The sequence below is a fragment of the Citrobacter sp. Cb028 genome (genome assembly GCF_030336705.1).
Taxonomy (GTDB): domain Bacteria; phylum Pseudomonadota; class Gammaproteobacteria; order Enterobacterales; family Enterobacteriaceae; genus Citrobacter; species Citrobacter braakii.
This window is the reverse complement of record NZ_JAOWCZ010000034.1, coordinates 1,390,020-1,411,901: the sequence shown is the minus strand read 5'-3', so window position 1 is coordinate 1,411,901 and position 21,882 is coordinate 1,390,020. Positions and strand designations below refer to the sequence as shown.

General features: G+C 52.4%; 21 protein-coding genes and 1 pseudogene. 6 read left to right on the top strand and 16 right to left on the bottom strand.

What is annotated here, in order from left to right; all coding sequences use genetic code 11:
- Positions 1-29 precede the first annotated feature (29 nt).
- Genes OGV75_RS16455 through OGV75_RS16440 form a run of 4 tightly spaced genes read right to left on the bottom strand, consistent with a single transcriptional unit; the run spans position 30 to position 3,525 of the window.
- A complete protein-coding gene (locus tag OGV75_RS16455; RefSeq protein ID WP_218733807.1) occupies positions 30-953 on the bottom strand; it encodes a 3-hydroxyacyl-CoA dehydrogenase family protein in 924 nt (307 codons plus the stop codon).
- Complete coding sequence (locus tag OGV75_RS16450) at positions 943-2,148, bottom strand: acetyl-CoA C-acetyltransferase (RefSeq protein ID WP_286480907.1); 1,206 nt, start codon at positions 2,146-2,148, stop codon at positions 943-945. The genes OGV75_RS16455 and OGV75_RS16450 overlap by 11 nt, the downstream gene beginning before the upstream one ends.
- Positions 2,149-2,158: 10 nt before the next feature.
- Positions 2,159-2,815 (bottom strand): CoA transferase subunit B, encoded by a 657-nt coding sequence (locus OGV75_RS16445; RefSeq protein WP_053389799.1) that lies wholly within the window; start codon positions 2,813-2,815, stop codon positions 2,159-2,161.
- A 2-nt stretch (positions 2,816-2,817) separates the two neighbouring features.
- The gene (locus OGV75_RS16440) at positions 2,818-3,525 is read right to left on the bottom strand and encodes a CoA transferase subunit A (protein WP_016153096.1); all 708 of its coding nucleotides are present in this window, start codon (positions 3,523-3,525) and stop codon (positions 2,818-2,820) included.
- Between the two features lie 142 nt (positions 3,526-3,667).
- Here OGV75_RS16440 and OGV75_RS16435 point away from each other — a divergent pair, with 142 nt between their 5' ends.
- Positions 3,668-4,558, top strand: a complete 891-nt coding sequence (locus tag OGV75_RS16435; RefSeq protein WP_016153095.1) for a LysR family transcriptional regulator — start codon at positions 3,668-3,670, stop codon at positions 4,556-4,558.
- Positions 4,559-4,586: 28 nt separating this feature from the next.
- Here OGV75_RS16435 and OGV75_RS16430 read toward each other — a convergent pair whose 3' ends face one another.
- The 7 genes from OGV75_RS16430 to OGV75_RS16400 are packed head-to-tail and all read right to left on the bottom strand — an operon-like array spanning position 4,587 to position 11,504.
- The gene (locus OGV75_RS16430; protein ID WP_016156538.1) at positions 4,587-5,522 is read right to left on the bottom strand and encodes an ABC transporter ATP-binding protein; all 936 of its coding nucleotides are present in this window, start codon (positions 5,520-5,522) and stop codon (positions 4,587-4,589) included.
- Complete coding sequence (locus OGV75_RS16425; RefSeq protein ID WP_016156537.1) at positions 5,515-6,501, bottom strand: ABC transporter ATP-binding protein; 987 nt, start codon at positions 6,499-6,501, stop codon at positions 5,515-5,517. Before OGV75_RS16425 ends, OGV75_RS16430 begins: the two co-directional genes overlap by 8 nt.
- Complete coding sequence (ddpC, locus tag OGV75_RS16420; protein WP_016156536.1) at positions 6,498-7,394, bottom strand: D,D-dipeptide ABC transporter permease; 897 nt, start codon at positions 7,392-7,394, stop codon at positions 6,498-6,500. Before ddpC ends, OGV75_RS16425 begins: the two co-directional genes overlap by 4 nt.
- Positions 7,391-8,413, bottom strand: a complete 1,023-nt coding sequence (locus OGV75_RS16415; RefSeq protein ID WP_016153091.1) for an ABC transporter permease — start codon at positions 8,411-8,413, stop codon at positions 7,391-7,393. The genes ddpC and OGV75_RS16415 overlap by 4 nt, the downstream gene beginning before the upstream one ends.
- Before the next feature lie 44 nt (positions 8,414-8,457).
- On the bottom strand, positions 8,458-10,020 hold the full coding sequence (locus tag OGV75_RS16410) for an ABC transporter substrate-binding protein (protein ID WP_181599248.1): 1,563 nt from the start codon (positions 10,018-10,020) through the stop codon (positions 8,458-8,460).
- 15 nt (positions 10,021-10,035) lie between these two features.
- The gene (gene ddpX / locus OGV75_RS16405; RefSeq protein WP_016156534.1) at positions 10,036-10,623 is read right to left on the bottom strand and encodes a D-alanyl-D-alanine dipeptidase; all 588 of its coding nucleotides are present in this window, start codon (positions 10,621-10,623) and stop codon (positions 10,036-10,038) included.
- A gap of 14 nt (positions 10,624-10,637) precedes the next feature.
- On the bottom strand, positions 10,638-11,504 hold the full coding sequence (locus tag OGV75_RS16400; protein WP_220755801.1) for a MurR/RpiR family transcriptional regulator: 867 nt from the start codon (positions 11,502-11,504) through the stop codon (positions 10,638-10,640).
- A 400-nt stretch (positions 11,505-11,904) separates the two neighbouring features.
- Here OGV75_RS16400 and hdeB point away from each other — a divergent pair, with 400 nt between their 5' ends.
- Positions 11,905-12,234 (top strand): acid-activated periplasmic chaperone HdeB, encoded by a 330-nt coding sequence (gene hdeB, locus OGV75_RS16395; RefSeq protein WP_003019999.1) that lies wholly within the window; start codon positions 11,905-11,907, stop codon positions 12,232-12,234.
- A gap of 155 nt (positions 12,235-12,389) precedes the next feature.
- Positions 12,390-14,333 carry a methyl-accepting chemotaxis protein gene (locus OGV75_RS16390; protein WP_016153087.1) on the top strand — a complete coding sequence of 648 codons (1,944 nt, stop codon included), beginning with the start codon at positions 12,390-12,392 and terminating at the stop codon, positions 14,331-14,333.
- A 65-nt stretch (positions 14,334-14,398) separates the two neighbouring features.
- On the opposite strand, the gene OGV75_RS16385 is transcribed toward OGV75_RS16390, so the two are convergent.
- A complete protein-coding gene (locus OGV75_RS16385) occupies positions 14,399-15,766 on the bottom strand; it encodes a glycoside hydrolase family 10-like protein (RefSeq protein ID WP_049271533.1) in 1,368 nt (455 codons plus the stop codon).
- Positions 15,767-15,778: 12 nt separating this feature from the next.
- Positions 15,779-16,066 (bottom strand): VF530 family protein, encoded by a 288-nt coding sequence (locus tag OGV75_RS16380; RefSeq protein ID WP_016153085.1) that lies wholly within the window; start codon positions 16,064-16,066, stop codon positions 15,779-15,781.
- Positions 16,067-16,521: 455 nt separating this feature from the next.
- Between OGV75_RS16380 and OGV75_RS16375 the strand changes: the two genes are divergently transcribed.
- Positions 16,522-17,238, top strand: coding sequence for a YebC/PmpR family DNA-binding transcriptional regulator (locus OGV75_RS16375; RefSeq protein ID WP_016153084.1), 717 nt, complete (start codon positions 16,522-16,524; stop codon positions 17,236-17,238).
- Between the two features lie 218 nt (positions 17,239-17,456).
- Here OGV75_RS16375 and OGV75_RS23655 read toward each other — a convergent pair.
- Positions 17,457-17,549, bottom strand: a pseudogene (locus tag OGV75_RS23655) (alpha/beta hydrolase); the annotation flags it as partial.
- Between the two features lie 457 nt (positions 17,550-18,006).
- On the opposite strand from OGV75_RS23655, the gene tam reads away from it, so the two are divergent.
- The gene (gene tam, locus OGV75_RS16370) at positions 18,007-18,765 is read left to right on the top strand and encodes a trans-aconitate 2-methyltransferase (RefSeq protein ID WP_016157955.1); all 759 of its coding nucleotides are present in this window, start codon (positions 18,007-18,009) and stop codon (positions 18,763-18,765) included.
- 131 nt (positions 18,766-18,896) lie between these two features.
- Positions 18,897-19,274 (top strand): GFA family protein, encoded by a 378-nt coding sequence (locus OGV75_RS16365; RefSeq protein WP_016153082.1) that lies wholly within the window; start codon positions 18,897-18,899, stop codon positions 19,272-19,274.
- Here OGV75_RS16365 and OGV75_RS16360 read toward each other — a convergent pair.
- On the bottom strand, positions 19,271-20,185 hold the full coding sequence (locus OGV75_RS16360; protein ID WP_131345752.1) for a bestrophin family protein: 915 nt from the start codon (positions 20,183-20,185) through the stop codon (positions 19,271-19,273). The genes OGV75_RS16365 and OGV75_RS16360 overlap by 4 nt on opposite strands.
- A 208-nt stretch (positions 20,186-20,393) precedes the next feature.
- Positions 20,394-21,845, bottom strand: a complete 1,452-nt coding sequence (locus OGV75_RS16355; protein WP_016156489.1) for a tagaturonate reductase — start codon at positions 21,843-21,845, stop codon at positions 20,394-20,396.
- Between the last annotated feature and the right edge of the window lie 37 nt (positions 21,846-21,882).

Below are 21,882 nucleotides of genomic sequence, written 5' to 3'. Positions count from 1 at the left end.
TTGTTATAGTGGGGGTACAGAAAGAGAAGTTACGGTTTCAGGGCAAAGCGCAGTTGATGCTCTCTGCGTTGCTGGATATATTCCTTGCGCGAATCATCCCAGCGATAAAATCCCTGACCGCTGCGCAAACCGGTATCACCGTTAGCAACCTTGTCAGCGACCAGAGACATCATGTCGCTCCCGGTTGCCAGCTCCGGTAGCAGATGCCGACAAATGTCCTGTACCGTAGAAAGTCCGGTCATATCCGCCGCCTCCAGCGGACCGACCATCGCATAGCGGCGACCGAGCGAGGCGCGCATTACCTGATCCACCACCTCTGCGCTGGCGATCCCGCTTTTTACGATATGCAACGCTTCACGCAGCAGAGCGAACTGCAGGCGATTACCGACAAACCCCGGCGCGGCGCGGTCGAGCACGACGGCTTCCAACTGCATCGAAAGCAGCAGTTGTTGCAGCTCCTGCAGATATTCCGGCTTCGTGGCCGTGCCGGGTACAATCTCAACCAGTGGAATAAAATGCGGCGGGTGCCAGAAATGGGCGATTAACAACCGCTCAGGATGGGCGAGCTTCTCTGCCAGCGCATCCGGCGGCAGGCCGCTGGTGTTACTGGCAATGACGGCCTCAGGCGCGATCAGTGCTTCCAGTTGTGCATACAACGCGTGCTTGAGTTCGAGTCGCTCCGGAATGGCTTCGATCAGTAACCCGCACGCGGCAATATCGTGCAGCGAGGTAGTACCATGCAGACGACTCACAGCCTGTGCTTTGTCGTTTTTAGGAAACTGTTCGGTGGCAATCAGTTCATCCAGAATACCGCTGGCAACTGCGCCAATGTCTGCAATACGGTTGCTATCAGTGTCGTACAGCCAGACATCGTGACCATAACGGACGAAGTGGGTGGCAATACCGACACCCATTAAACCCGCGCCCAGTACGCAGATATGCTTACTTTTCATGAGATACCTCCTGCGGGCGCTCAACCGCCAGCGCCACCCCCTGACCGCCGCCTACGCACAGCGTAGCCAGCCCTTTGGCGGCGTTACGGCGAGCCATTTCGTGCAGCAAAGTCACCAGAATTCGGCAACCTGACGCGCCAATGGGATGGCCCAGCGCAATCGCGCCGCCGTTTACGTTCACCCGATTGCTGTCCCAGTTCAGGGATTCGCCAACCGCCAGCGCTTGCGCGGCAAAGGCTTCGTTGGCTTCAATGAGATCGATATCATTCAACGTCCAGCCAGCTCGCTTCAGGCACTGAAGTGATGCCTCTACCGGCCCAATGCCCATAATCGCAGGGTCGACGCCGGAGACGGCGTAACCTGCCACTCTGGCAAGAACCGGCAGATTGAGTTCTGCTGCTTTGGCGGCGCTCATCAACATCACCGCGGCGGCGCCATCGTTGATTGAAGAGGCATTCCCGGCGGTCACCGTGCCGTTACCTGGGCGAAATGCTGGTTTGAGCTGCGCCAGCTTTTCGGCCTGCGTATCCGGACGAGGCTGTTCGTCACGATCCACGACACGCGGCGGTTTTTTGCCCTGCGGGACGCTGACTGGCGTGATTTCCGCGCTAAAACGACCGGCTTCAATGGCGGCGGCCGCTTTTTGCTGTGAGCGCAGGGCAAAGGCGTCCTGCTGCTCGCGACCGATCACGAACTTATCCGCCAGATTTTCCGCGGTAATCCCCATGTGATAGTCGTTAAACGCATCCCACAGACCGTCATGCACCACGCTGTCTTTCATGCTGGCATGACCGAGCCGCAGTCCCGCCCGGGCGCCGTCGAGGAAATAGGGCGCATTGCTCATGCTCTCCTGCCCACCGGCAATCACAATTTGCGCATCGCCGCAGCGAATCGCCTGGACCGCCTGATGCACCGCCTTCATGCCCGAGCCGCACACCAGATTCAGGGTTAACGCGGGCGTGGTGACCGGCAGTCCTGCGCGTAACGCCGTTTGCCTGGCAGGGTTCTGGCCGCAGCCTGCCGTCAGAACCTGGCCGAAGATCACTTCATCAATTTGCTCAGGTGCCACTGCGGTTTTTTCCAGCAGCGAACGGATCACCACTGAACCTAGTTCAACCGCGGAAAGCGGAGCCAGCGCGCCATGAAAACTGCCAATTGGGGTGCGCGTTGCCGCGACAATAACAACATCCTGCATGGTCAGCTCCTCAGCTAAATTGCATTTCGGGGACATTTTCGGGAACGATCAGCTTGCCGGCGGTTCTGGCGACAATCTCATCCACGCTGATGCCCGGCGCTCGCTCGCGCAGAATGAACGCCCCATCGGCAATCTCCAGCAGCGCCAGATCGGTAAGCACGCGTTTAATACAGGCCACGCCGGTCAGCGGCAGGGTGCAGGCGGGAAGCAGTTTCGACTCGCCGCTTTTAGAGGCATGCGTCATCACTACGATGATGTTGTCGGCTCCGGCAACCAAATCCATCGCGCCGCCCATGCCTTTCACCATTTTTCCGGGGATCATCCATGAGGCGATATTGCCGTTAACATCCACTTCAAACGCGCCGAGCACCGTCAGGTCGACATGACCGCCGCGGATCATGGCGAAGGATTGCGCCGAGTCGAAGATCGCCGCGCCTTTGCGCGCCGTCACGGTCTGTTTCCCGGCGTTGATCATGTCAGCATCAATTTCGTCTTCCGTGGGAAACGGGCCCATACCCAGCAAGCCGTTTTCCGATTGCAGCATTACGTCCATGCCTTCAGGAATGTAGTTCGCCACCAGAGTAGGAATACCAATCCCGAGGTTGACGTAATAACCGTCTCGCAGCTCGCGGGCGACACGCATCGCCATTTGTTCACGCGTTAACATGGTCAGGCTCCTTTCTGGCGCAGGGTGCGTTGTTCAATACGTTTTTCAAACTGCCCCTGGATAATGCGGTTAACGTAAATTCCGGGGGTGTGAATTGCGGCGGGGTCCAGCTCTCCGGGAGGGACAATTTCTTCAACTTCCACGACGGTAATACGCCCAGCGGCAGCCATCAGCGGATTAAAATTCTGTGCGGTGTGGCGATAAATAACGTTGCCGTACCAGTCGGCTTTCCAGCCTTTAACCAACGCAAAATCACCGGTTATCGCCTGCTCTAAGATGTAAGGGCGTCCGGCAAACTCGCGAACCTCTTTCCCTTGCGCGACCGGGGTTCCGTATCCGGTCGCGGTAAAGAATGCCGGGATCCCCGCGCCGCCCGCGCGCAGCTGCTCAGCCAGCGTGCCTTGCGGCGTCAGGATAGCTTCCAGTTCACCGCTGAGAACCTGCTGCTCAAACAGGGCGTTTTCACCTACATAAGATGCGACCACTTTGCGTACCTGGCGCGTTTCCAGCAGAACGCCAAGGCCAAAACCATCCACGCCACAGTTGTTTGACACAACCGTAAGCCCCTGAACCTCCCGACGGCGTACTTCGGCAATCAGGTTCTCAGGGATCCCACATAAGCCAAAACCGCCCGCCAGCAGCGTCATGTTATCGGTCAGTCCTTCCAGCGCCTCTTGATAGGTGGCAACCCGTTTATCCAGTCCAGCCATACACTTGCCCCTCCTGTTGTCCTTGCCGACATCATTGGGGGTGAAAAATGATTTGTTAATTTTAAATTTGTGACTCACTCATTGGGTTTTTTTATCAATTTAATGTTAATTAAAGGTATTCAACAAGTTAAAGGAATGCGAAATGGGAATGAGCATCAAACAGTTACGCGCGTTTTTAGCGGTAGCTCACACTCTGAATTTTGCTCATGCCAGTGAAAGACTGAATATGTCGCAACCCGCTTTAAGCCTGGCGATTAAAGGACTGGAGGATTCACTGGGCGGGGCGTTACTGTTGAGAACCACCCGCAAAGTGACCCTGACGCAGGAGGGAGAAACGCTGCTCAACATGGGGCGACAGCTGCTGGCGGACTGGGAGAATACGGAAGAGGCAATGCGTCAGCGCTTTACGCTGCAGCGCGGGAAAATTTCTATTGCCGCCATGCCCTCATTCGCCGCTAACGTCCTGCCATCGGTATTGAAAACGTTTCGTGATTCCTACTCCGGGATCAACGTAACGGTACATGACGTGATTAACGAACAAGTGATTGAGATGGTCAGTGAAGGGCGGGTGGAGATGGGCATTGCCTTTGAGCCGGACTCTTCAGGGCATCTGCATTTCACCCCGCTCGGCGTGGATCGTTTTATCGCGATTGTTCCGCCGACATGCAAACTGGCGGGCCGGGATCGTATTGCGTGGCGCGAATTGCTGACGCTGGATTTTATCACCCTGCAACGTCCTTCCGCCGTGCGCCTGATGCTGGAAGAACAGCTGGTGCAAAGTGGGCATACGCTGGAAGTGGCGCTGGAGAGCCATCAACTGGTGACGGTTGGTCGCCTGGTGGCGAGCGGACTGGGCGGCAGCGCCGTGCCCGCATTGTGCCGCACGCAAATGACAGAGCTGGGCGCAACCTGTATCGATCTGGATACGCCGGTGATCCAGCGTCGGATCGGCGTTTTGCGTTCGGCGCATCATAAGTTATCTACCGCTTCTGAAGTGCTGGTGGATTCACTGAAAAAGGCGTATTGCACCTGACTCGAACGCAATACGCCAACCGCTCAGCTCATGCAACCGCCCGCCAGCAGCGAACTTCACCACCGCTATCACTTTTCAGCAATGCCTGTTTCTTCTCACAGCCGCTGGTCGCCAGTGGGCATCTGTCACGGAAAAAACAACCCTGGGGCAGCGTTCGGTTCCCCGGTAGTTCGGTTTTCCGTAACACCAAATCCTCCGCCAGCGGTGCTCCCGTTTTAGGGACCGAATCCAGCAATAACCGCGTGTAGGGATGGGCGGGCTGCGTGAGTACCTGCTGCGCATCGCCCAGCTCAACAATTTGCCCAAGGTACATCACCGCCACGCGGTCGCTCATATGGCGGACCACCGACACGTTGTGCGAGATCAGCACGTAGGTCAGGTTTCTGCGCGCCTGCAATGACACCAGCAGATTGAGAATTTGTGCCTGCACGGAGATATCCAGCGCCGAAGTAGGTTCATCAAGCACAATCACGTCCGGCTCTGATGACAACGCCCGGGCGATGGCAATACGCTGGCGCTGTCCACCGGAAAACGCATGCGGCAGGCGGTCGAGATATTCAGGACGAATCCCCACTTGTCGCGCCAAATCTTCAGCAAGCATACGGCGCTCACGTTCTGCAGGACGTTTTTGGATCCACACCGGTTCGGTGATAATCCGCCATACCGGTAAGCGCGGATCCAGCGATGAAAGGGGATCCTGAAAGACCATTTGCATACCGGTATGCTGCTTGTCACCACGGCGCGCATAGTTGCCCTGACTGGGTTTCAGCATCCCCATCAGCAGTTGCGCCAGCGTACTCTTTCCACAACCGGACTCGCCAACAATCCCCAGTGTTTCCCCCTGACGGATCTGTAAATCCAGACCATTGAGTGCATGCACCCGTTCCGTTACCTTGCCGAGCCAGTTTTTACGCGCAGGGAAGTTGACATGAACATTCTGCAGCGCCAGTAAAAAATCAGACATGTGTTGTCTCCAGTTGCGGATACCAGCAGGCAGATTGTTGATCCCCGCCTCCCTGACTGCGTAACGCAGGTGTTTCTTCACAACGGGGGCCAGCGGCAAAGCAGCGCTCGCGAAACGCGCATCCCGTCGGTAAGCAGGTTAAGTTCGGCACGGTGCCGGGAATGGCGGGCAGCAATGCGCGCGGCTCGCCGTGTTCCGGCGCGCATTTCAGCAGACCAATGGAATAGGGATGCGTCGGGCGTTGAATAACGGTTTGCGTTGGGCCACTCTCAATCACGCTTCCGGCATACATGACGTACAACCGGTCGCATAACTGTGAAACCACCGCCATATCATGGCTGATAAATAACACGGCTGTCCCGCTGGCTCGCGCTTTTAACTTCAGCAAACGCAGCACCTGCAGTTGCACCGTGACGTCCAGAGCGGTGGTCGGTTCATCGGCAATGATAAGCTCCGGTTCACACGAAAAGGCCAGCGCTATCATTACGCGCTGGCGCATCCCGCCGGAAAGCTCAAACGGGAAACGCTTCATGACTTCCGCCGCGTCCGGGATTTGCATCTCCTGGAGTAAAGCGATGGCTTTCTGACGGGCATCCGTGCGGCTTAACGCCTGATGATGGCGGATAACCTCCACCATTTGCTGACCGATGCGTCGGGTCGGATTCAGCGCCGTCATGGGTTCCTGAAAGATCATCGCTACGCGTGCGCCGCGCCATTGGCGCATTTGCTTCTCGCTGGCATTGAGCACATCTTCCCCCAGCAGCGAAACGCGTCCCTGGTGGATATGATAACTGCCTTCCGGCAGCAGACGCATGGTGAGCATGGCCGTCACGGACTTACCGGAACCGGACTCGCCAACCACGCCAACGATTTCTCCGCGGTTGATATGCAGCGATACATGGTTAAGCGCATGCACGTCAGCTTTATAGCCGGGAAAACTCAAATGCAAATCTTCGATTTCCAGCACGGGTTGTGTCATGACTGTTTTCCTCCGGCTTTCGGGTCAAGCAGATCGCGAATACCATCGCCAAAGAGATTAAAGCCCACGGCGGTAATCAGAATGGCGGCGCCGGGGAAAGCGCAATACCACCACTGATCAAGCACATAGTTACGGCCTATTGCGACCATCGCTCCCCATTCAGCGCTGGGCTGCTGTGCGCCCAGACCGATAAATCCGAGCGTAGCGGCCATCAGGATCGCACTGCCGATATCCAGCGACGCTTGCACAATTAGCGGGGGCAGAGAGTTACGTAAAATGTGCCAGCTAATCAGATGCCAGCGTGATGCGCCGTAGGTCCGCGCCGCCTGCACATAGGTAAACTGGCGCACTACTAACGTTTGACCGCGTGCGAGGCGTACATAAAACGGAATACGTACGATAGCAATCGCCAGCATGGCGTTAAACAGGCTTGGACCCAACGCGGCGGCCAGCGCCATCGTCAGCACCAGCGAGGGAATGGACAGCATAATGTCCATTATTCGCATAATAATTGCATCGGCGCGTCCGCCCATGACGCCAGACAAACAGCCCAGCAGCGAACCCAATCCCCCGGCGATACCCACCACGACCAGCCCCGCAACGACCGATTGTTGGCTACCCACCAGAACGCGGCTGAACAGATCGCGGCCGACTTCATCGGTACCAAACCAGTGAGCGGCTGACGGGGGCAGCAGGCGCGCACTCAAATTGATGGCATTAGGGTCGTGAGGGGTTATCCACGGCGACAGCACCATCAGCAGCAGTATCAACACAATGATGACCCCGCCAACCAGCGTCAGCGGGCTGCTTTTCATCATCCAGAACAGTTTAGCCCAGTCCGTGCGACGGCGTGTTGTCTGAGGCGCGGCTGGCGTTTCTTGTGTGAGCATCATTGTGCGTCTCCGCGTCCAATTCGTGGATCGATCCACAAGTAGAGTAAATCCACCACCAGGTTAACCAGCACATAGGCGAAAGAGACCACCACGGCAAATCCCATTACCGCCGGGAAGTCGAGCGCCTGAATCGACGTCACCACCCAGGCGCCCATTCCCGGCCAGGCGAAGACCGTTTCAGTCAGCACCGCACCGTAGAGCAGATCGCCCAATGCCAGGCCGAGAACGGTTATCGAGGGGATAAGCGCATTTGGCAACGCGTAACACAACACGATGTACCAGCCCGGCAACCCGCTGGCGCGAGCGGTGCGAATGTAATCTTCACTCAGTTGCTCCAGCATGGCGGAGCGAATCTGGCGGGCAACGATCCCCAGGTGCACAAAGGCCAGCGTCAGTGATGGCAGGATCAGGTGCTGAAGCGCATTGAAAAAGACCTCGCCATTGCCTTCCAGCAGTGCATCAATCAGATAGAACCCGGTGACGTGAGTTGGCGGATCCAGCCAGTCGTCTAAACGTCCACCGCCGGGTAAAATTTGCAGATGACCATAAAACAGCACGATAACCCCCAGCCCCAGCCAGAATGCTGGCGTGGAGATACCGGTGATTGCCATCAGACGAACGAGGTGATCTAGCCAGCGGTTGCGCCAGACCGCAGATAAAATGCCCAAAGGAATACCGATAACCAGCGCCAGCAACAATGAGCAGAAAGCCAGCTCAAGGGTGGCGGGGAAGAAGATGCGCAGCTCATCCAGCACCGGACGTCCGGTGCGAATAGAGGTGCCTAAATCGCCGTGAAAAATGTCGCTGACATAGCGAAAAAACTGGACATACAGCGGTTGGTTCAGCCCCAACTGTTGGCGAATATTTTCGACAATTTCATCGCTGGCGCGATCGCCCGCCAATAACCGCGCGGGGTCGCCAGGTATCAGGTGCGAAATAATAAAAGTGATTACGCAAACACCGATAACCACCAGAATAAGTCCCCAGCATCGCTGGCGTAAAATGCTCCAGAACGTCATTAGCTTCCCCTTGCGGAGCCAGAGCGGCTCCGCATTAACGTGGCTTATTTACTCATGGTGGAGATATTGAAGACCTGTTCCAGCATGGGGTTGAATACAAATCCTTTGACGTCTTTGTTCATCGCCAACTGATAGTTTTTCTGGAATAAATAGACGTAGGCGGCTTCATCAATCACGATAGTTTGCGCCTGCTGGTAGTCATTGGTTCTGGCAACCTGATCGGTCGTGGCCAGCGCGCTACGCAACAGCTTATCGACCTCACCGTTTTCATAGAACGAACGGTTACCCGGCAAGCCTTTCTTATCTGACTCAAACCAGTAGTTCATAAACATGTACGGATCGGCGAAATCAGGGCTCCAGTTGCCAATGGCAATGTCGTAATCTCCTTTGCCCACGCGGTCACGCATGGTGGCGTTCGCCAGTTTTTCCAGCTTCACCTTAATGCCCAGTTTGCCAAGGCTTGCCTGGGTCGCGAGCGCGATAGGTTCCCAGTTGGGGTCATTATCCGAGTACAGGAAGCTCAGACTGTCAGGTTTGGTGGCAACTTTCTCCCACGCCGCTTTCGCTTTGGCTTCATCGAAACTGTACTGCATGGCCTTGTCGTCAAAACCCCACATGCCTTCAGGGATCGGACCTCGCATTTGCTTACCGTTGCCGCTCAGGATCCCGTTTACCATGCCTTTATAATCGGTGGCCCACGAGATGGCGCGGCGTAAATCCACCTGATTGAGCGGCGCTTTACTGTTATTCAGATACAGATAGGTCACGCGCAACGAGGGATAATCCGCCACGTTAACTTTGCCTTCCTGTTTTAAGGCGGCAAGCTGGTCAACCGGAAGCGCATCGGCAATGTCGATATCACCCCGCGACAATTGCAGACGGCGAGAGGCGCTTTCACCGATGATTTTTACCGAAACCCGCTTAAACGCAGGTTTTGCACCGGCATAATATGGGTTAGGAACCAGCACCAACTGCTGTCCCTTTTGCCAGCTTTTGAGCATGAAGGGACCGGAGCCTGCCGTATTCTGCGCCAGGAATCCGCGGGCATCGTCTGCGGAATGCTCTTTTAAGACGGCCGGGTTAATAATTGAAGCCCCATCATTGGCCAGCGTATACAGGAACGGCGCAAATGGCTGGCTGAGGGTAAACTTCACCGTATTGTTATCGATAGCCTCGACCTTCAGATCTTTTGGGAACGCTTCTGCAGGCCCCTGGCCGATTTTGAGCAGGCGTTCAAAAGATTGCTTTACCGCATCAGCCGTCACCGGCGTTCCGTCGGCGAATTTGGCATCGTTTTTCAGGATAAACGTCCACTCTTTCTGGTCGTCAGAGGCCTTCCAGCCGCTGGCCAAATCGCCTTCAACTTCCGTGGAGCCTTTACCGCCATCCGTTTTGTACTGAACCAGCCGCTGATAAGAGGGATAGGTGACCGTCCAGTCGTTGTTATCGATGGTCACGGCGGGATCGAGCGTCTGCGGGTCGGCAGCTTTGCCGATCACCAGCATATCTTTGGGAACGGCGGCCTGCGCAGCGGGCAGGGCAAACGCCAGCGCAACGGCTATCAGAGCGGGGCGAAAAAACGCGTTTAACGCAGGTGTAGTCTTCATAACCAGGCTCCAGAATTAAAGGGAATGTTGTGTTGTTATGGGTGTGACAGTGTAACAATCTATCTGATCGTCAAGCAGCGGATAGCGGGCGGCATCAGGTAATTCAAAATGCCACCACTCGCTGGTGATACCGACAAAACCGCCGCCGAACATAATGGCATTGAGCAGCAGGCGGTTGCGCTGCGCAGCCGGAGGAACAGAAGGGTGCCAGGCATGGGAACGGTCGTGCATCTCATCAAAGCCGGCGCCCATATCGAGAAGATTGCCACGATCGTCCATTAGCGTAACGTCAATGGCCGTCCCGCGGCTGTGATTGGATCCTATCGCCACATCGACAACATACTGAGGATCCGGACACGCATTCCACAGCACCGCCTGCGCCTGCTGCGGGCGATACGCGTCGTATACCACAAGTTTCAGGCCTGCCAGTTGCGCAATACTGATGCTTTTCGCCAGCGCAGTGACCGCCTCGGTGTGCAACAGGCAACGAGCTTCCCGGTAGATAGGGGCGCCGGTAATGTTGTCTGCCGTAGCGTATTTAAGATCGATATGCAGCGACGGGAATATCACCGACAGATCGACCAGTTCTGGGGTTTCTGACATAGCACGTTTCCTGTTTATTGTTCGAATTGACCAAATTGTTGTTGTAACTGGCGATTGGTTTGCAGGCGTTCTGCGAGGGAGTCACCCAGTTGTGCCACCACCGCAGAGAGTAATAAGTTGAACAGACAGCTCACCGGAGCCAGTGAGTCCCAGAAATGTCCGGTGTCAGTTTTCACCTGAAGTAAGTCAATGGAATAGTCTCTGGCCCACGGGCACCACACATCGGTGATTAACGCCAGCGGAATGCCGCGTTCTGTGGCAACGCGGCAATATTGTCGCGAGATAGCGGAATAGGCGCGCATATCGGTGATCACCACGTAAGGCTGGGTGAATCCTGAATTCAGCGACTCGACCCAACTGCCGGAAAGCCCTTCGGAGTAGCTGACTTTAGGCCGCAGGTATTCCAGGTGACTGAAAAAGGCGTTAGCGATCCCGCGGGTGGACTGGATCCCAAGGATATACACGGCTTCCGCATGCGCCAGCCGCTGCGCTATGCGTAAAAACGTTTCGCCTTGCGCGAGTTGATAGACATAGGTAATGGCGTCGATTTCCAGTAACAGCGACTGCTGCGCGCGATCTGGCAGGCTTTGTTGCTGGTGCCAGGAGTCCAGCCGCTCGTTCATCCCCCAAGGTTGATAGGCGACGACGGGTAGCTCCCGCAGGCTGGCTTTTGCATCTTCCAGATTGCGAAAACCCAGTTTACGCAGATAGCGTCCAACGGTAATGCCGCTGGTTCCGGTCGCTTTAGCAATACCATCCGCGGTTTCAAAAGGGATCTGCACAGCATGGGCTAACAGCCACCCGGCCACGCGCTTTTCGCTGGGCGTCAGTTGGCTAAAGGTCTGCTCTATACGGGTAAATAACTCCGGTTTCGCTGTCATTACCTTCTCGCTGTTAATTGTTTGTCAGAGTACGGTTCACTGTTAGCAAATTAACAATGCAGGACGCGTGCCATGTTGGTAACAGCGGCACGCTGACCATTTTTGTTAAAAATCAGCCCATGTCCGTTAACTAATGATCAACATTTGTGCAGCGTAGTTCAGTTTTGGTGCAGGGACAGGGGAAGAGGGGTATGAATCTGCTGATTTCGTCGGAACGATCACATTGTGGTCACGTTTTACGCCCAGACATCAGAATCAGTAATGTGAAATATAAATTTCAGCCATATCAATGGTGGCAATCTTTATTCTTATGACGTTAGGGGTATTATTTTTTGCGAACTACATTAACGGTTTGAAGCGCAAGTGTAGATATTATTTATATTATAAATGGAGTACTACAATGAATAAATTCTCCCTTTCTACAGCAGGTATTCTGGTCGCAGCGCTGTTAACCAGTGTCAGCGTCAATGCAGCAACTGATAACGCTAAAACTGAAGTGACTCCAAAAGGCATGAATTGCCAGGAGTTTATTGATTTGAACCCGCAAACTATGGCCCCGGTGGCTTTCTGGGTGCTCAATGAAGACGAAGATTTCAAGGGTGGCGATTACGTAGACTATAACGAAACCGTGACGACTGCAGTTCCTCTGACTGTTGAACTTTGTAAAAAACATCCGCAGAGCGAATTAAGTAAAATAAAAGACGAAATCAAAAAAGAATTATCCAAATAAGATTAAGTCATTATTAAAACCCAGCCAAAGTGCTGGGTTTTGCTATTTGTGACAATGTCACCTATTTATTTTGTGATACTTAAGAAAACTTTATAAAGATATAAACGCCTGTGCCGATACTGGATAAAAGTTAGCCTTTTGCAGAAGGAGTTTGTATGGCCTGGTATCCTACTCGTATTTCAACGCGTTTAACCATCGGCGGCATTCTGCTGCTTGCAGTCACGACCCTTGTTATTGTGGTGATTATGCTCTGGCGTGGTCAACCGCGCGTCGTTGAAATCAACACCGCCCTGATCGAAGAAACAGGGCAAGGTTTAACCCGCCAGTTGAGTACCGTATTGTCCCGAATTGAAGGTGAGACCGTTAGCCTGTCACGACTGGCTGAGGTGCTGCCAAATGATGAATCTCTTTACCAAAGCGTCGTTCCGCATCTGATTGGTGAAGATAAAGATTCGATTATTACCGGCGGCGGTATCTGGCCAGAACCAGACGCTTTCACCGCAGGTGTGGAGAAAAGAAGCTTTTTCTGGGCGCGTAATGCTGAAGGTAAACTGGTGTATTCCAACGACTATAACGTCGAAGGGTCAAGCGGATACCACAATGAAAACTGGTATCAGCATGCTAAAGGACATTCACAAAACAGTTGCTTATGGTCTGATGTCTACCAGGACGCCAGTTCAGGCGTCAACATGGTGACGTGCAGCGTACCTTATCAACTGGCGGGCAAGTTTGCCGGTGTCGCCACCACCGATATTCGCCTGGATAACGTCGCCACTTTCATGCAGCAGCAGGGAAACAGCACCGGTGGTTACGCGTTTGTGGTGGACAAGCAGGGACAAATTCTCTATTTCCCGCAGGCCGATCTGGCGAAATATAAAACCATTAACGATCTGGCGCAAAGCGCGCAATGGCTTATCCCGGTGGAAAACGGTCTGAAATCTCTGCGCCCAGCGGACGGGGTGAAAACGATTACGCTTGCAAATGATAACGTCCTGAATTCGGCTTCACGGGTGATGCTGTTCCCGATGGCGGATACCGGTTGGGTTGTTGGTCTTGCGACGCCTGAATCGCGTATCGTCGGCCTTGCCAAAGTGATGATGCAGGACGTGCTGGAAGTGTTGATCCCGATCATGACCCTGTTGCTGGTGGGATCCTGGCTGGTGGTTCGCCGACTGATTTCACGTCTCGATGATACCCGTCAGGCTCTCGATGACATTGCGCAGGGAGAAGGCGATCTTACCCGTCGCCTGGATGTCCGTGGCAAAGATGAGATTTCCGCTATCGCCGAAGCGTTTAACCTGTTCGTCGATAAAATCTCAGCCATCCTGATCACCGTCAGAAGCAGTAGCGTAGTGGTGGCGAATAACGCTGTCAGCCTGGCAGACAGTAATATGGAACTTTCATCTCGCGTGACGCAACAGGCCGCTGCGCTGGAAGAGAGTTCGGCGGCGATGGAACAGTTAAATGCGACCGTTCATCAAAATGCCAGTAATACACAACTGGCGGATGAACTCTCTGATAGCACCGCGCAAACGGCCAACCGCTGCGGCGATGTTATGCAGGGTGTTATCTCTACAATGGATAACGTCAGTGCCTCATCCGGCAGAATGGTGGAAATTGTCGCGGTTATCGACAGCATTGCGTTCCAGACCAATATTCTCGCCCTGAATGCCGCGGTTGAAGCAGCCAGAGCAGGTGATGCCGGGAGAGGGTTTGCCGTTGTGGCCTCCGAAGTGCGCACGTTGGCCCAGCGCAGCGCCACCGCCGCGCAGGAAATAAAGGCGTTGATTGATGAATCCGTTTCTCATGTAGGTAGCGGAAGTCAGCAAATTCACAATGCGGGCGAACGTCTGGGAGAACTGGTCAGTAATGTACGTCAGGTACGTCAGTTAATGGGGGAAATACGCGTTGCGGGTGAAGAACAACGCAAGGGCGTTTCCGAAGTTACGCTGGCTGTTACCGAAATGGACAGCACCGTTCAGCAAAACGCCTCGTTAATAGATGATGCCGCCGCGCGAACGCAGGCGCTGAAAGAGGAGGCGGAACAGCTGGCGATGCTGGTCTCATCATTCAGATTGCCTGAGCCTTCAGTTGCCTGATGGATCGGTTAAGAGCGTCCGTATTACCGGACGCTCTTGCGTTAAAAATCCAATACGGACGACCATTAACGCCCCCAACGACTGCGAATATAGGTCACGGCTTCCTGCGTTTGCGGCTGATTAAGGTAATCTTCGCGAAACAAAATTGTGCCGTTAATGTGCGGTTCAGACTCGTTCAGATCGAGCTGTTTTTTCAGCTCCGGCACACCGCCTTTGACCGTCCAGTCAGGTTCTTTTCGCGACGGCTCACCGACTTTGTACAACGCCACGCCAATATACAGGCGGGTGTTGGTTGATTTGACGACATCGGCCCACCATTTCGCCAACACATCGTAACGCGCCGCGTCGCGGGCAAAAGGCCAGTACAGCTGCGGGGCGATGTAGTCCAGCAAGCCTTGTTGCACCCAGCGGCGGGTGTCCGCATACGATTCATCATAGGCTGCCGCGCCGCGCGTGTCGGAGCCCGCCGGATCGTGCGAACGGTTGCGCCACACGCCCGCAGGGCTGACGCCAAATTCAACTTCAGGTTTGAGTTTCTTAATGGTTCGTGAAACCTGAGCGATCAGGCGTTGCGTGTTATCGCGCCGCCAGTCAGCTTTGGAGACAAATCCCTGGCCGTATCTTCTGAAGGTTTGGCTGTCGTTGAGCGCAGAGCCGGGAGACTCGGTATAGAAGTAATCATCGAATTGCACGCCGTCAACCGGGTAATTCTCAACCACTTCAGCCACGATGCTGGTTATCCAGTCACGCACTTCGGGAATACCGGGATCTAACACAAAACGCTCGCCCGAGGTACGGATCCAGTCCCTATGCAGGACATAAACGCTGGAAGGCGTCTGTGACAGCGTGTTGTTTAATTCGGTAACCGTTGCCGGTTTAGTGTTAACGGACACGCGGTAGGGGTTAAACCAGGCATGGACTTTCATTCCGCGTTTATGCGCTTCATCGAGCATAAACCGTAACGGATCGTAACCAGGATCCTGACCAATCTTACCGGTCAGGGTATCTGACCACGGCAAGATTGTAGAATGCCACAACGCAGTGGCATCGGGCTTCACCTGGAAAAAAACGGTGTTAATACCAAGACGTTTCAGGTTATCCAGCTTGTCAGTCAGCGCCTTTTGCTGCTGGCTGATACGAACGGCAGGCGAGCTGATGTTGACGGATGAAATCGGCGGCCAGTCAAGACGCGAAACCGTTGCCAGCCATATACCGCGTACCGGCTCCTTGCTCTGCTGTGGATTGCCCACCGGGGGCAGTGGGGTGATTTTTGAACCGGGCGGCTGTGAAGAACAACTGCCAAGTAGCAACATACTGCCTACGAGCAGCGCGAACCATTTCAGGTTGGTTCGCGGCAGCCAGGCTCGGGAACGGGCGAGAATATTCGCCAGTTTTTTCTGATAATTTGCTGAAATAAAACCGGATGCTGACATCAGATTTTGCTCTTAATTCTTCTTGTTGCGGCTGTTAGCCCAGGGATCGAACGCCGGTTCGGTGGTGTTATTTGAGGCCAGATCATGCAGAGAATCCAGGTACAGCGCTTCAACTTCTGCCCGCGCCCACGGCGTGCGGCGCAGAAACTTCAAACTGGATTTAACGCTCGGCTCATTTTTAAAGCAGTTGATATTAATGCGTTGCGCCAGCTCAGCCCAACCATAACGATCAACCAGTGCATTGACCTGCATTTCAAGCGTTACGCCATGTAAAGGGTCTTTAGAAATATGAGCATTCATATGAAGTCCAGTTCAGTGGTTCCAGATTTTGTCAGTAGTGCAACGGGAAGAAGGTTACAAGAAAGCGGGGCGACCAGCAATGGCATCTGTTCCTCAGGCTTTCATGATTAAGAAGTAAACATCAGCCAAACATTGCTGAAGAAAAGATCTGGATTAGATGCATTCATTAATCTTAAGTGGGTATTTATACCTGGATTGTTACTCCAGTTTCTCTTTATTTATGTATTATCGCTGTCATTCGACTATTAAAATAAAAAAAACAAAAGATCTAAAAAAAACGAAAATAACATATCCATAATGTTAACTATTGATAAAATTAAAGTAACATTTAGTAAAACATGGATATTTTGTTTTTCATGGACGAGAGTTTACATATCATGATATAATATTGCGGAAAAATTTGCAGGCTATTAATCTGCATGTAATGTAAATGAATTTCTGAGGAGACTATTCCAGTGGGACGTAAATGGGCAAATATTGTTGCTAAAAAAACTGCTAAAGACGGTGCAACGTCTAATATATATGCAAAATTCGGTGTAGAAATCTATGCTGCTGCCAAACAAGGTGAACCAGACCCAGAATCAAACTCAGCTTTAAAATTCGTTATTGAACGTGCGAAACAAGCACAGGTTCCCAAACACGTTATTGATAAAGCAATTGATAAAGCCAAAGGCGGCAGCGATGAAACGTTCGTGCAAGGGCGCTATGAAGGCTTTGGTCCAAGTGGTTCACTGATTATCGCTGAAACGTTGACGTCAAATGTTAACCGTACGATTGCTAATGTCCGCTCAATTTTCAATAAAAAAGGCGGGAATATCGGAGCGGCAGGTGCTGTCAGCTATATGTTTGACAATACCGGGGTGATTGTATTTGCAGGAACAGATCCTGACCATATTTTTGAAATTTTGCTTAATGCTGATGTAGATGTTCGCGATGTAACCGAAGAAGAGGGAAACATCGTTATTTATACTGAATCTACAGACCTTCATAAAGGAATTGCAGCCCTGAAAGCCGCAGGGATTACTGAATTCTCAACGACAGAATTAGAAATGATTGCTCAATCAGAAGTTGAACTTTCGCCAGAAGATTTAGAAATCTTTGCAGGACTCGTTGATGCCCTTGAAGATGACGATGATGTTCAAAAAGTCTATCACAACGTTGCAAACCTCTAATTATAAATAAAGGAATCTGTTATTGCGGCAGATCTTTAACTTATAAAGTTGTTACAAAAATATCTAGCCCGATACATTGATTATAAAAAAAGAAAAAATTTACGGTAGAAAATCAAAGTGACTGTCTGCTTTTGCTCAAGGCAGACAGTCATGTCCAGCAGTTTTCAGTCAGGATTAGCAGTGGGAGCTTTTCCAGGAATGAAAAAAACTGCTTCCTGGCTTCCTGACTCGAAGGCGACAACAGCTCTGACCTTATCGTTTTTCATCACTGTGTACCAACCGGAACCGCCAAACTGAGAATGGCTAAAGAGGGATCTGCATTCGGGGTCATCTGACGAAAACTTGTTACCGTAGCAGATAAGGGAAGGGTAAGGATTTGATGGAACGGCGTCAGCTAAGGGGTATGAACTAAGCATCCATCAAATACCAAATTGCATTTAACATAATATACATTATGCGCACTGGCATTGAGTAAGGTAGAATCTGATGCTTTATAGTAATCCTTGTGCTGCTCGATAATGATGGCCAAACCTCTTTTAAAATGCCGTTACCAGCGCTAACCATTTTCGACCTGTGCCGCATCACTCACTGAACATCAAAATCGATAACTGTATTTCACGCAGGCAAACCACAGACATGCCAATCTGTCTCCCTGGCATATTTCTGCCCTTATCATTCATTTTCATATAATCTTCTAAATGAAATGGCTCACCGGCAAGGACTTATGCGGTCCTTTCTGCCTTTTTCTCTCATACTGGAGATTCATTCATGGCTGACTGGAACCCTTCGCTTTATCTGCAATATGAAACTGAACGTTCAAGACCCGCAGCGGAATTACTCAACAGAGTGGCGTTAGAGAGTGTTCGTTCAGTTGTTGATCTTGGCTGTGGTCCGGGAAACAGCACGGCATTACTGCATCAGCGCTGGCCTTCGGCTGTAATAACCGGGGTTGATTCCTCACCCGCCATGCTGAATGAAGCGCGCAACGCATTACCGCAATGCCATTTTATTGAAGCGGATATCAGTCAGTTCCAGCCCGAGCATCCTGTGGATCTGCTTTACGCAAATGCGTCTTTACAATGGGTACCCGATCACTATGAACTGTTGCCGAACCTGGTATCGCTGCTGGGTCGCAACGGCGTTCTGGCCGTACAAATGCCGGATAACTGGCTGGAACCCACGCATGTTCTGATGCGCGAAGTGGCTTATGAACAGGGTTTCCCGGACCGGGGTCGTGCGCCACTTCCTGGCGTACATGCCTACTATGATATTTTGACCGAAACTGGCTGTGAGGTGGATATCTGGCGCACCACGTATTATCACATTATGGATTCTCATCAAGCAATTATCGACTGGGTAAGTTCTACAGGCCTGCGCCCCTGGTTGCAGGATTTGAGAGAAAGCGAGCAACGTCAGTATCTGGCGCGCTACCACGAACTACTTCAGGAGCAATATCCACTGCAGGAAAATGGCAAAATTTTACTGGCATTTCCCCGATTGTTTATTGTTGCGCGACGCAATAATTAAGCATTTATCATCAGATAGATCACAGGAATAGAGGATCGCCTATGAGCGCCCTCGCCTTTTTAACATAAGGATCTAGTGACAATGCGAGGCATCTGCTAGTGTCTTGCCACGTGTTTCTGACGGGAGTTGTTATGTCTAAAGTCTACATTGGTGGGTGTCTTTGTGGTTCGATCCGCTTCACGGCCAGCAGTCCTAATAATTCCCATACCTGTTCCTGCGATATATGCCGGAAACATACGGGCGCACCGACCGTCGTCTGGATTGAGTTTGATGCAGAAAATGTAGAATGGACGGGAAAAGCCGGAAAACCGACAACCTGGCGCTCATCAGAAACGAGTTGTCGAGCCTTTTGCCCTCAGTGCGGCAGTTCCGTGGGCGCTATTGATGATGCCCCAGTAATTGCACTTTTAGCCGGGGCTTTTGATGACCCTAACGATGAAGACCTGGCGCCAGAGTTTCATTCGTTTTCCGATATGCAGCCAGCCTGGTGGCAAAACGAACGAAACTAAGTTAGTTGGTAATGCTTATCAGGCATATGTTTTGCTGGCACATTTGTTTCATCGTTCATCTGCAGCAAATCGATTTCGATCGCATTGCAAATCGCATCCAGCGGCAGGTCATTGTTCTCTGTGCCAAACGGATCTTCAAGCTCTTCTGCAAGCGTGTCGAGCGAGATAAACGTATAGGAAATAAGCACCGAGATAAACGGTGTCATGTAGTGCAGATCCACCACTAACGCGAATGGCAGCATGATACAAAACAGGTATACCGTGCGATGAAGGATCAAAGTATAAGCAAACGGGACCGGCGTATTCGCAATCCGCTCACAACCAGCCAGTACCGCAGACATATCGTTTAACCTATTGTTTAAACTATGAAATAATATGTCTGACAGTTGACCATTACTCCTGCGCACGGCCAACCACTCTCCCATCAACAACAAAATGCGGTTTGCTGGAGATTGTGAGGCAAATACCGTCTGCAGATCTTTCTCGCTGAGGTACTTCGCCAACGGCTCTGCCTGTGGCTTTCGACGTAAAGTCATGCGTAAACAGTGGGCAAACGCGATTTGCAGACGAACAAACTGCCCTAATTCGGCGTCGTCCGGTAAGGTGGTTTTTACCTCACGCAGTAGCGATCGGGAAGCAATCATCAACTGCCCCCACAGGTGTCGGGCCTCAACGTAACGTGAGTAACAGGCGTTATTGCGAAAACCTAAAAAGATTGCAATCGCCACGCCGAGAATGCTGAATGGCGCCAGGGTGAATTTGATTCCCAGCATCGTATACCACGGAAGCATGATAATAACGGCGATGGAGAGCAGGAAGTTCAGCAGCAGTCGTGAAAAGATTTTAGATAATACCGACCCATGCCAGACGAATATCAGGCGTAGCCAGTGTTGTTGGGGGCGAACGATCATGGTTTTCTTCGGGAAAGTGTGAAATCCATCACATTAGACGCGATCATGATCAATGTTGCAAGTTAATCGCAACATTAACTAAACAACTTTTGCTCTGCCAGAACCACCACGCACCGGAGTTACAGAACGGTGTAGTTATTAATAAACAATAGTATGTTGTAACTAAAGAATGTTCTATAAAAAACCCGGCCTGAGCCGGGTTGTCTTCTTAGCACAATGGCTTAACGGCTTCACGCATGCCTTTGGCCAGAATGGTATCCAGATCGGCTGAAACCTGCTCCACGAGTCCGGAAACCTGAGTCAGGTCCTGTTCCCAGTGTTCTTTAACGCCCAGTACCGATTTGACTAACTCTTCAGTGCTTATCTGGCGGTCATGATGCTGGGACCACAGCTGTTGAAAACGTGCCACCCAGTGCGCATCATCCTGGACCGGATAAGCCTCACCGTTACGCTCTCCACGATAGAAAGCAATCAGCGCGGCAAGCGCAAACGTCAGGCGCGCCGGCAGCTTACCGCTGGCCTGTTGCCCTGCCAGCAGCTGCGGCAAAATACGGGTACGGAATTTAGTCATGCCGTTCAGGGCAATCGACAGCAACTGATGCTTGATGTACGGATTGCAGAATCGACCGGTCACCGCGCTGGCGAAAGACGCCAGCTCATCGCGGGGTAAATCCAGTACCGGAATGATCTCTTCATAAATCGCTTTTTCAACGAAGGCGCAAATCTCTGCGTCATTCATCGCCTCACCCACGGTGTCCAGCCCTGCCTGCCAGGCAACGGGAACCAGTGCGGTGTGTGCCCCGTTGAGAATCGCCACTTTCCGTTCTTTGTACGGTTTGATGTCATCAACAATCAGGACATTGAGCGGATATTTATCCAGACGCAGCTCTGCAGCTAATGACTTCGGTCCCTGAATAACGAACAGATAGAAGTGTTCTGCAGTGTCGAGGAAGGCATCGTGATAGCCCAACTCAGCTTCCAGTTTCTCCACTTCGTCACGCGGATAACCGGTAACAATGCGGTCCACCAGCGTGGAGCAAAATGCGTTGGCCTGATCCAGCCACTGAATAAATGCCTCCGGCAGCGCCCACTCCTGAGCGTAGCGCAGGACCAGTTCACGCAGCGCATCACCATTGTAATCAATCAGTTCGCAAGGAATGATAATCCAGCCTTTATCCGACGCGCCATTAAAATGGCTGAAGCGTTCGAACAACAGTCGGGTCAGTTTAGCCGGATAACTCACCGCCGGTGCATCCTCAAACTTATCGCCCGCGTGGTAGCTGATGCCCGCTTCAGTCGTGTTGGAGAACACAAAACGCATATCTGGATTATGCGCCAGCTTCAGGAACTCATCGTATTCGCTATAGACGCTGATTTCGCGGTTAACCGAACGGATCAAACGGGCATCGCTTACGGCCTCGCCCTTCTCATTCAAACCACGAATGATGGTGGTATAGAGACCATCCTGCGTACTCAGCGATGGCGGGAAGGTACTTTCGATAGGACGAACAATGACTACACCAGCGTTCAGATCGGTATGTTCGTTCAGCAAATCGACTTGCCAGTCAACAAAGGCGCGCAGGAAGTTTCCTTCACCAAACTGAATAATGCGTTCAGGATACTGAGCACCGGGGAAATCGCGACGATTTAGTGTTTGCACAATGGGTTCCCTTTTTAATTAGTCATACAACCTGATT

Bases quoted from the DNA above. Each gene is read 5' to 3' on its own strand.
- tam (WP_016157955.1), top strand. From the start codon at position 18,007: ATGGCTGACTGGAACCCTTCGCTTTATCTGCAATATGAAACTGAACGT.
- OGV75_RS16455 (WP_218733807.1), bottom strand. From the start codon at position 953: ATGAAAAGTAAGCATATCTGCGTACTGGGCGCGGGTTTAATGGGTGTC.
- OGV75_RS16385 (WP_049271533.1), bottom strand. From the start codon at position 15,766: ATGTCAGCATCCGGTTTTATTTCAGCAAATTATCAGAAAAAACTGGCG.
- OGV75_RS16365 (WP_016153082.1), top strand. From the start codon at position 18,897: ATGTCTAAAGTCTACATTGGTGGGTGTCTTTGTGGTTCGATCCGCTTC.
- OGV75_RS16440 (WP_016153096.1), bottom strand. From the start codon at position 3,525: ATGGCTGGACTGGATAAACGGGTTGCCACCTATCAAGAGGCGCTGGAA.
- OGV75_RS16445 (WP_053389799.1), bottom strand. From the start codon at position 2,815: ATGTTAACGCGTGAACAAATGGCGATGCGTGTCGCCCGCGAGCTGCGA.
- OGV75_RS16415 (WP_016153091.1), bottom strand. From the start codon at position 8,413: ATGACGTTCTGGAGCATTTTACGCCAGCGATGCTGGGGACTTATTCTG.
- OGV75_RS16425 (WP_016156537.1), bottom strand. From the start codon at position 6,501: ATGACACAACCCGTGCTGGAAATCGAAGATTTGCATTTGAGTTTTCCC.
- hdeB (WP_003019999.1), top strand. From the start codon at position 11,905: ATGAATAAATTCTCCCTTTCTACAGCAGGTATTCTGGTCGCAGCGCTG.
- OGV75_RS16450 (WP_286480907.1), bottom strand. From the start codon at position 2,148: ATGCAGGATGTTGTTATTGTCGCGGCAACGCGCACCCCAATTGGCAGT.
- OGV75_RS16360 (WP_131345752.1), bottom strand. From the start codon at position 20,185: ATGATCGTTCGCCCCCAACAACACTGGCTACGCCTGATATTCGTCTGG.
- OGV75_RS16380 (WP_016153085.1), bottom strand. From the start codon at position 16,066: ATGAATGCTCATATTTCTAAAGACCCTTTACATGGCGTAACGCTTGAA.
- OGV75_RS16390 (WP_016153087.1), top strand. From the start codon at position 12,390: ATGGCCTGGTATCCTACTCGTATTTCAACGCGTTTAACCATCGGCGGC.
- OGV75_RS16435 (WP_016153095.1), top strand. From the start codon at position 3,668: ATGGGAATGAGCATCAAACAGTTACGCGCGTTTTTAGCGGTAGCTCAC.
- ddpX (WP_016156534.1), bottom strand. From the start codon at position 10,623: ATGTCAGAAACCCCAGAACTGGTCGATCTGTCGGTGATATTCCCGTCG.
- OGV75_RS16400 (WP_220755801.1), bottom strand. From the start codon at position 11,504: ATGACAGCGAAACCGGAGTTATTTACCCGTATAGAGCAGACCTTTAGC.
- OGV75_RS16430 (WP_016156538.1), bottom strand. From the start codon at position 5,522: ATGTCTGATTTTTTACTGGCGCTGCAGAATGTTCATGTCAACTTCCCT.
- OGV75_RS16410 (WP_181599248.1), bottom strand. From the start codon at position 10,020: ATGAAGACTACACCTGCGTTAAACGCGTTTTTTCGCCCCGCTCTGATA.
- ddpC (WP_016156536.1), bottom strand. From the start codon at position 7,394: ATGATGCTCACACAAGAAACGCCAGCCGCGCCTCAGACAACACGCCGT.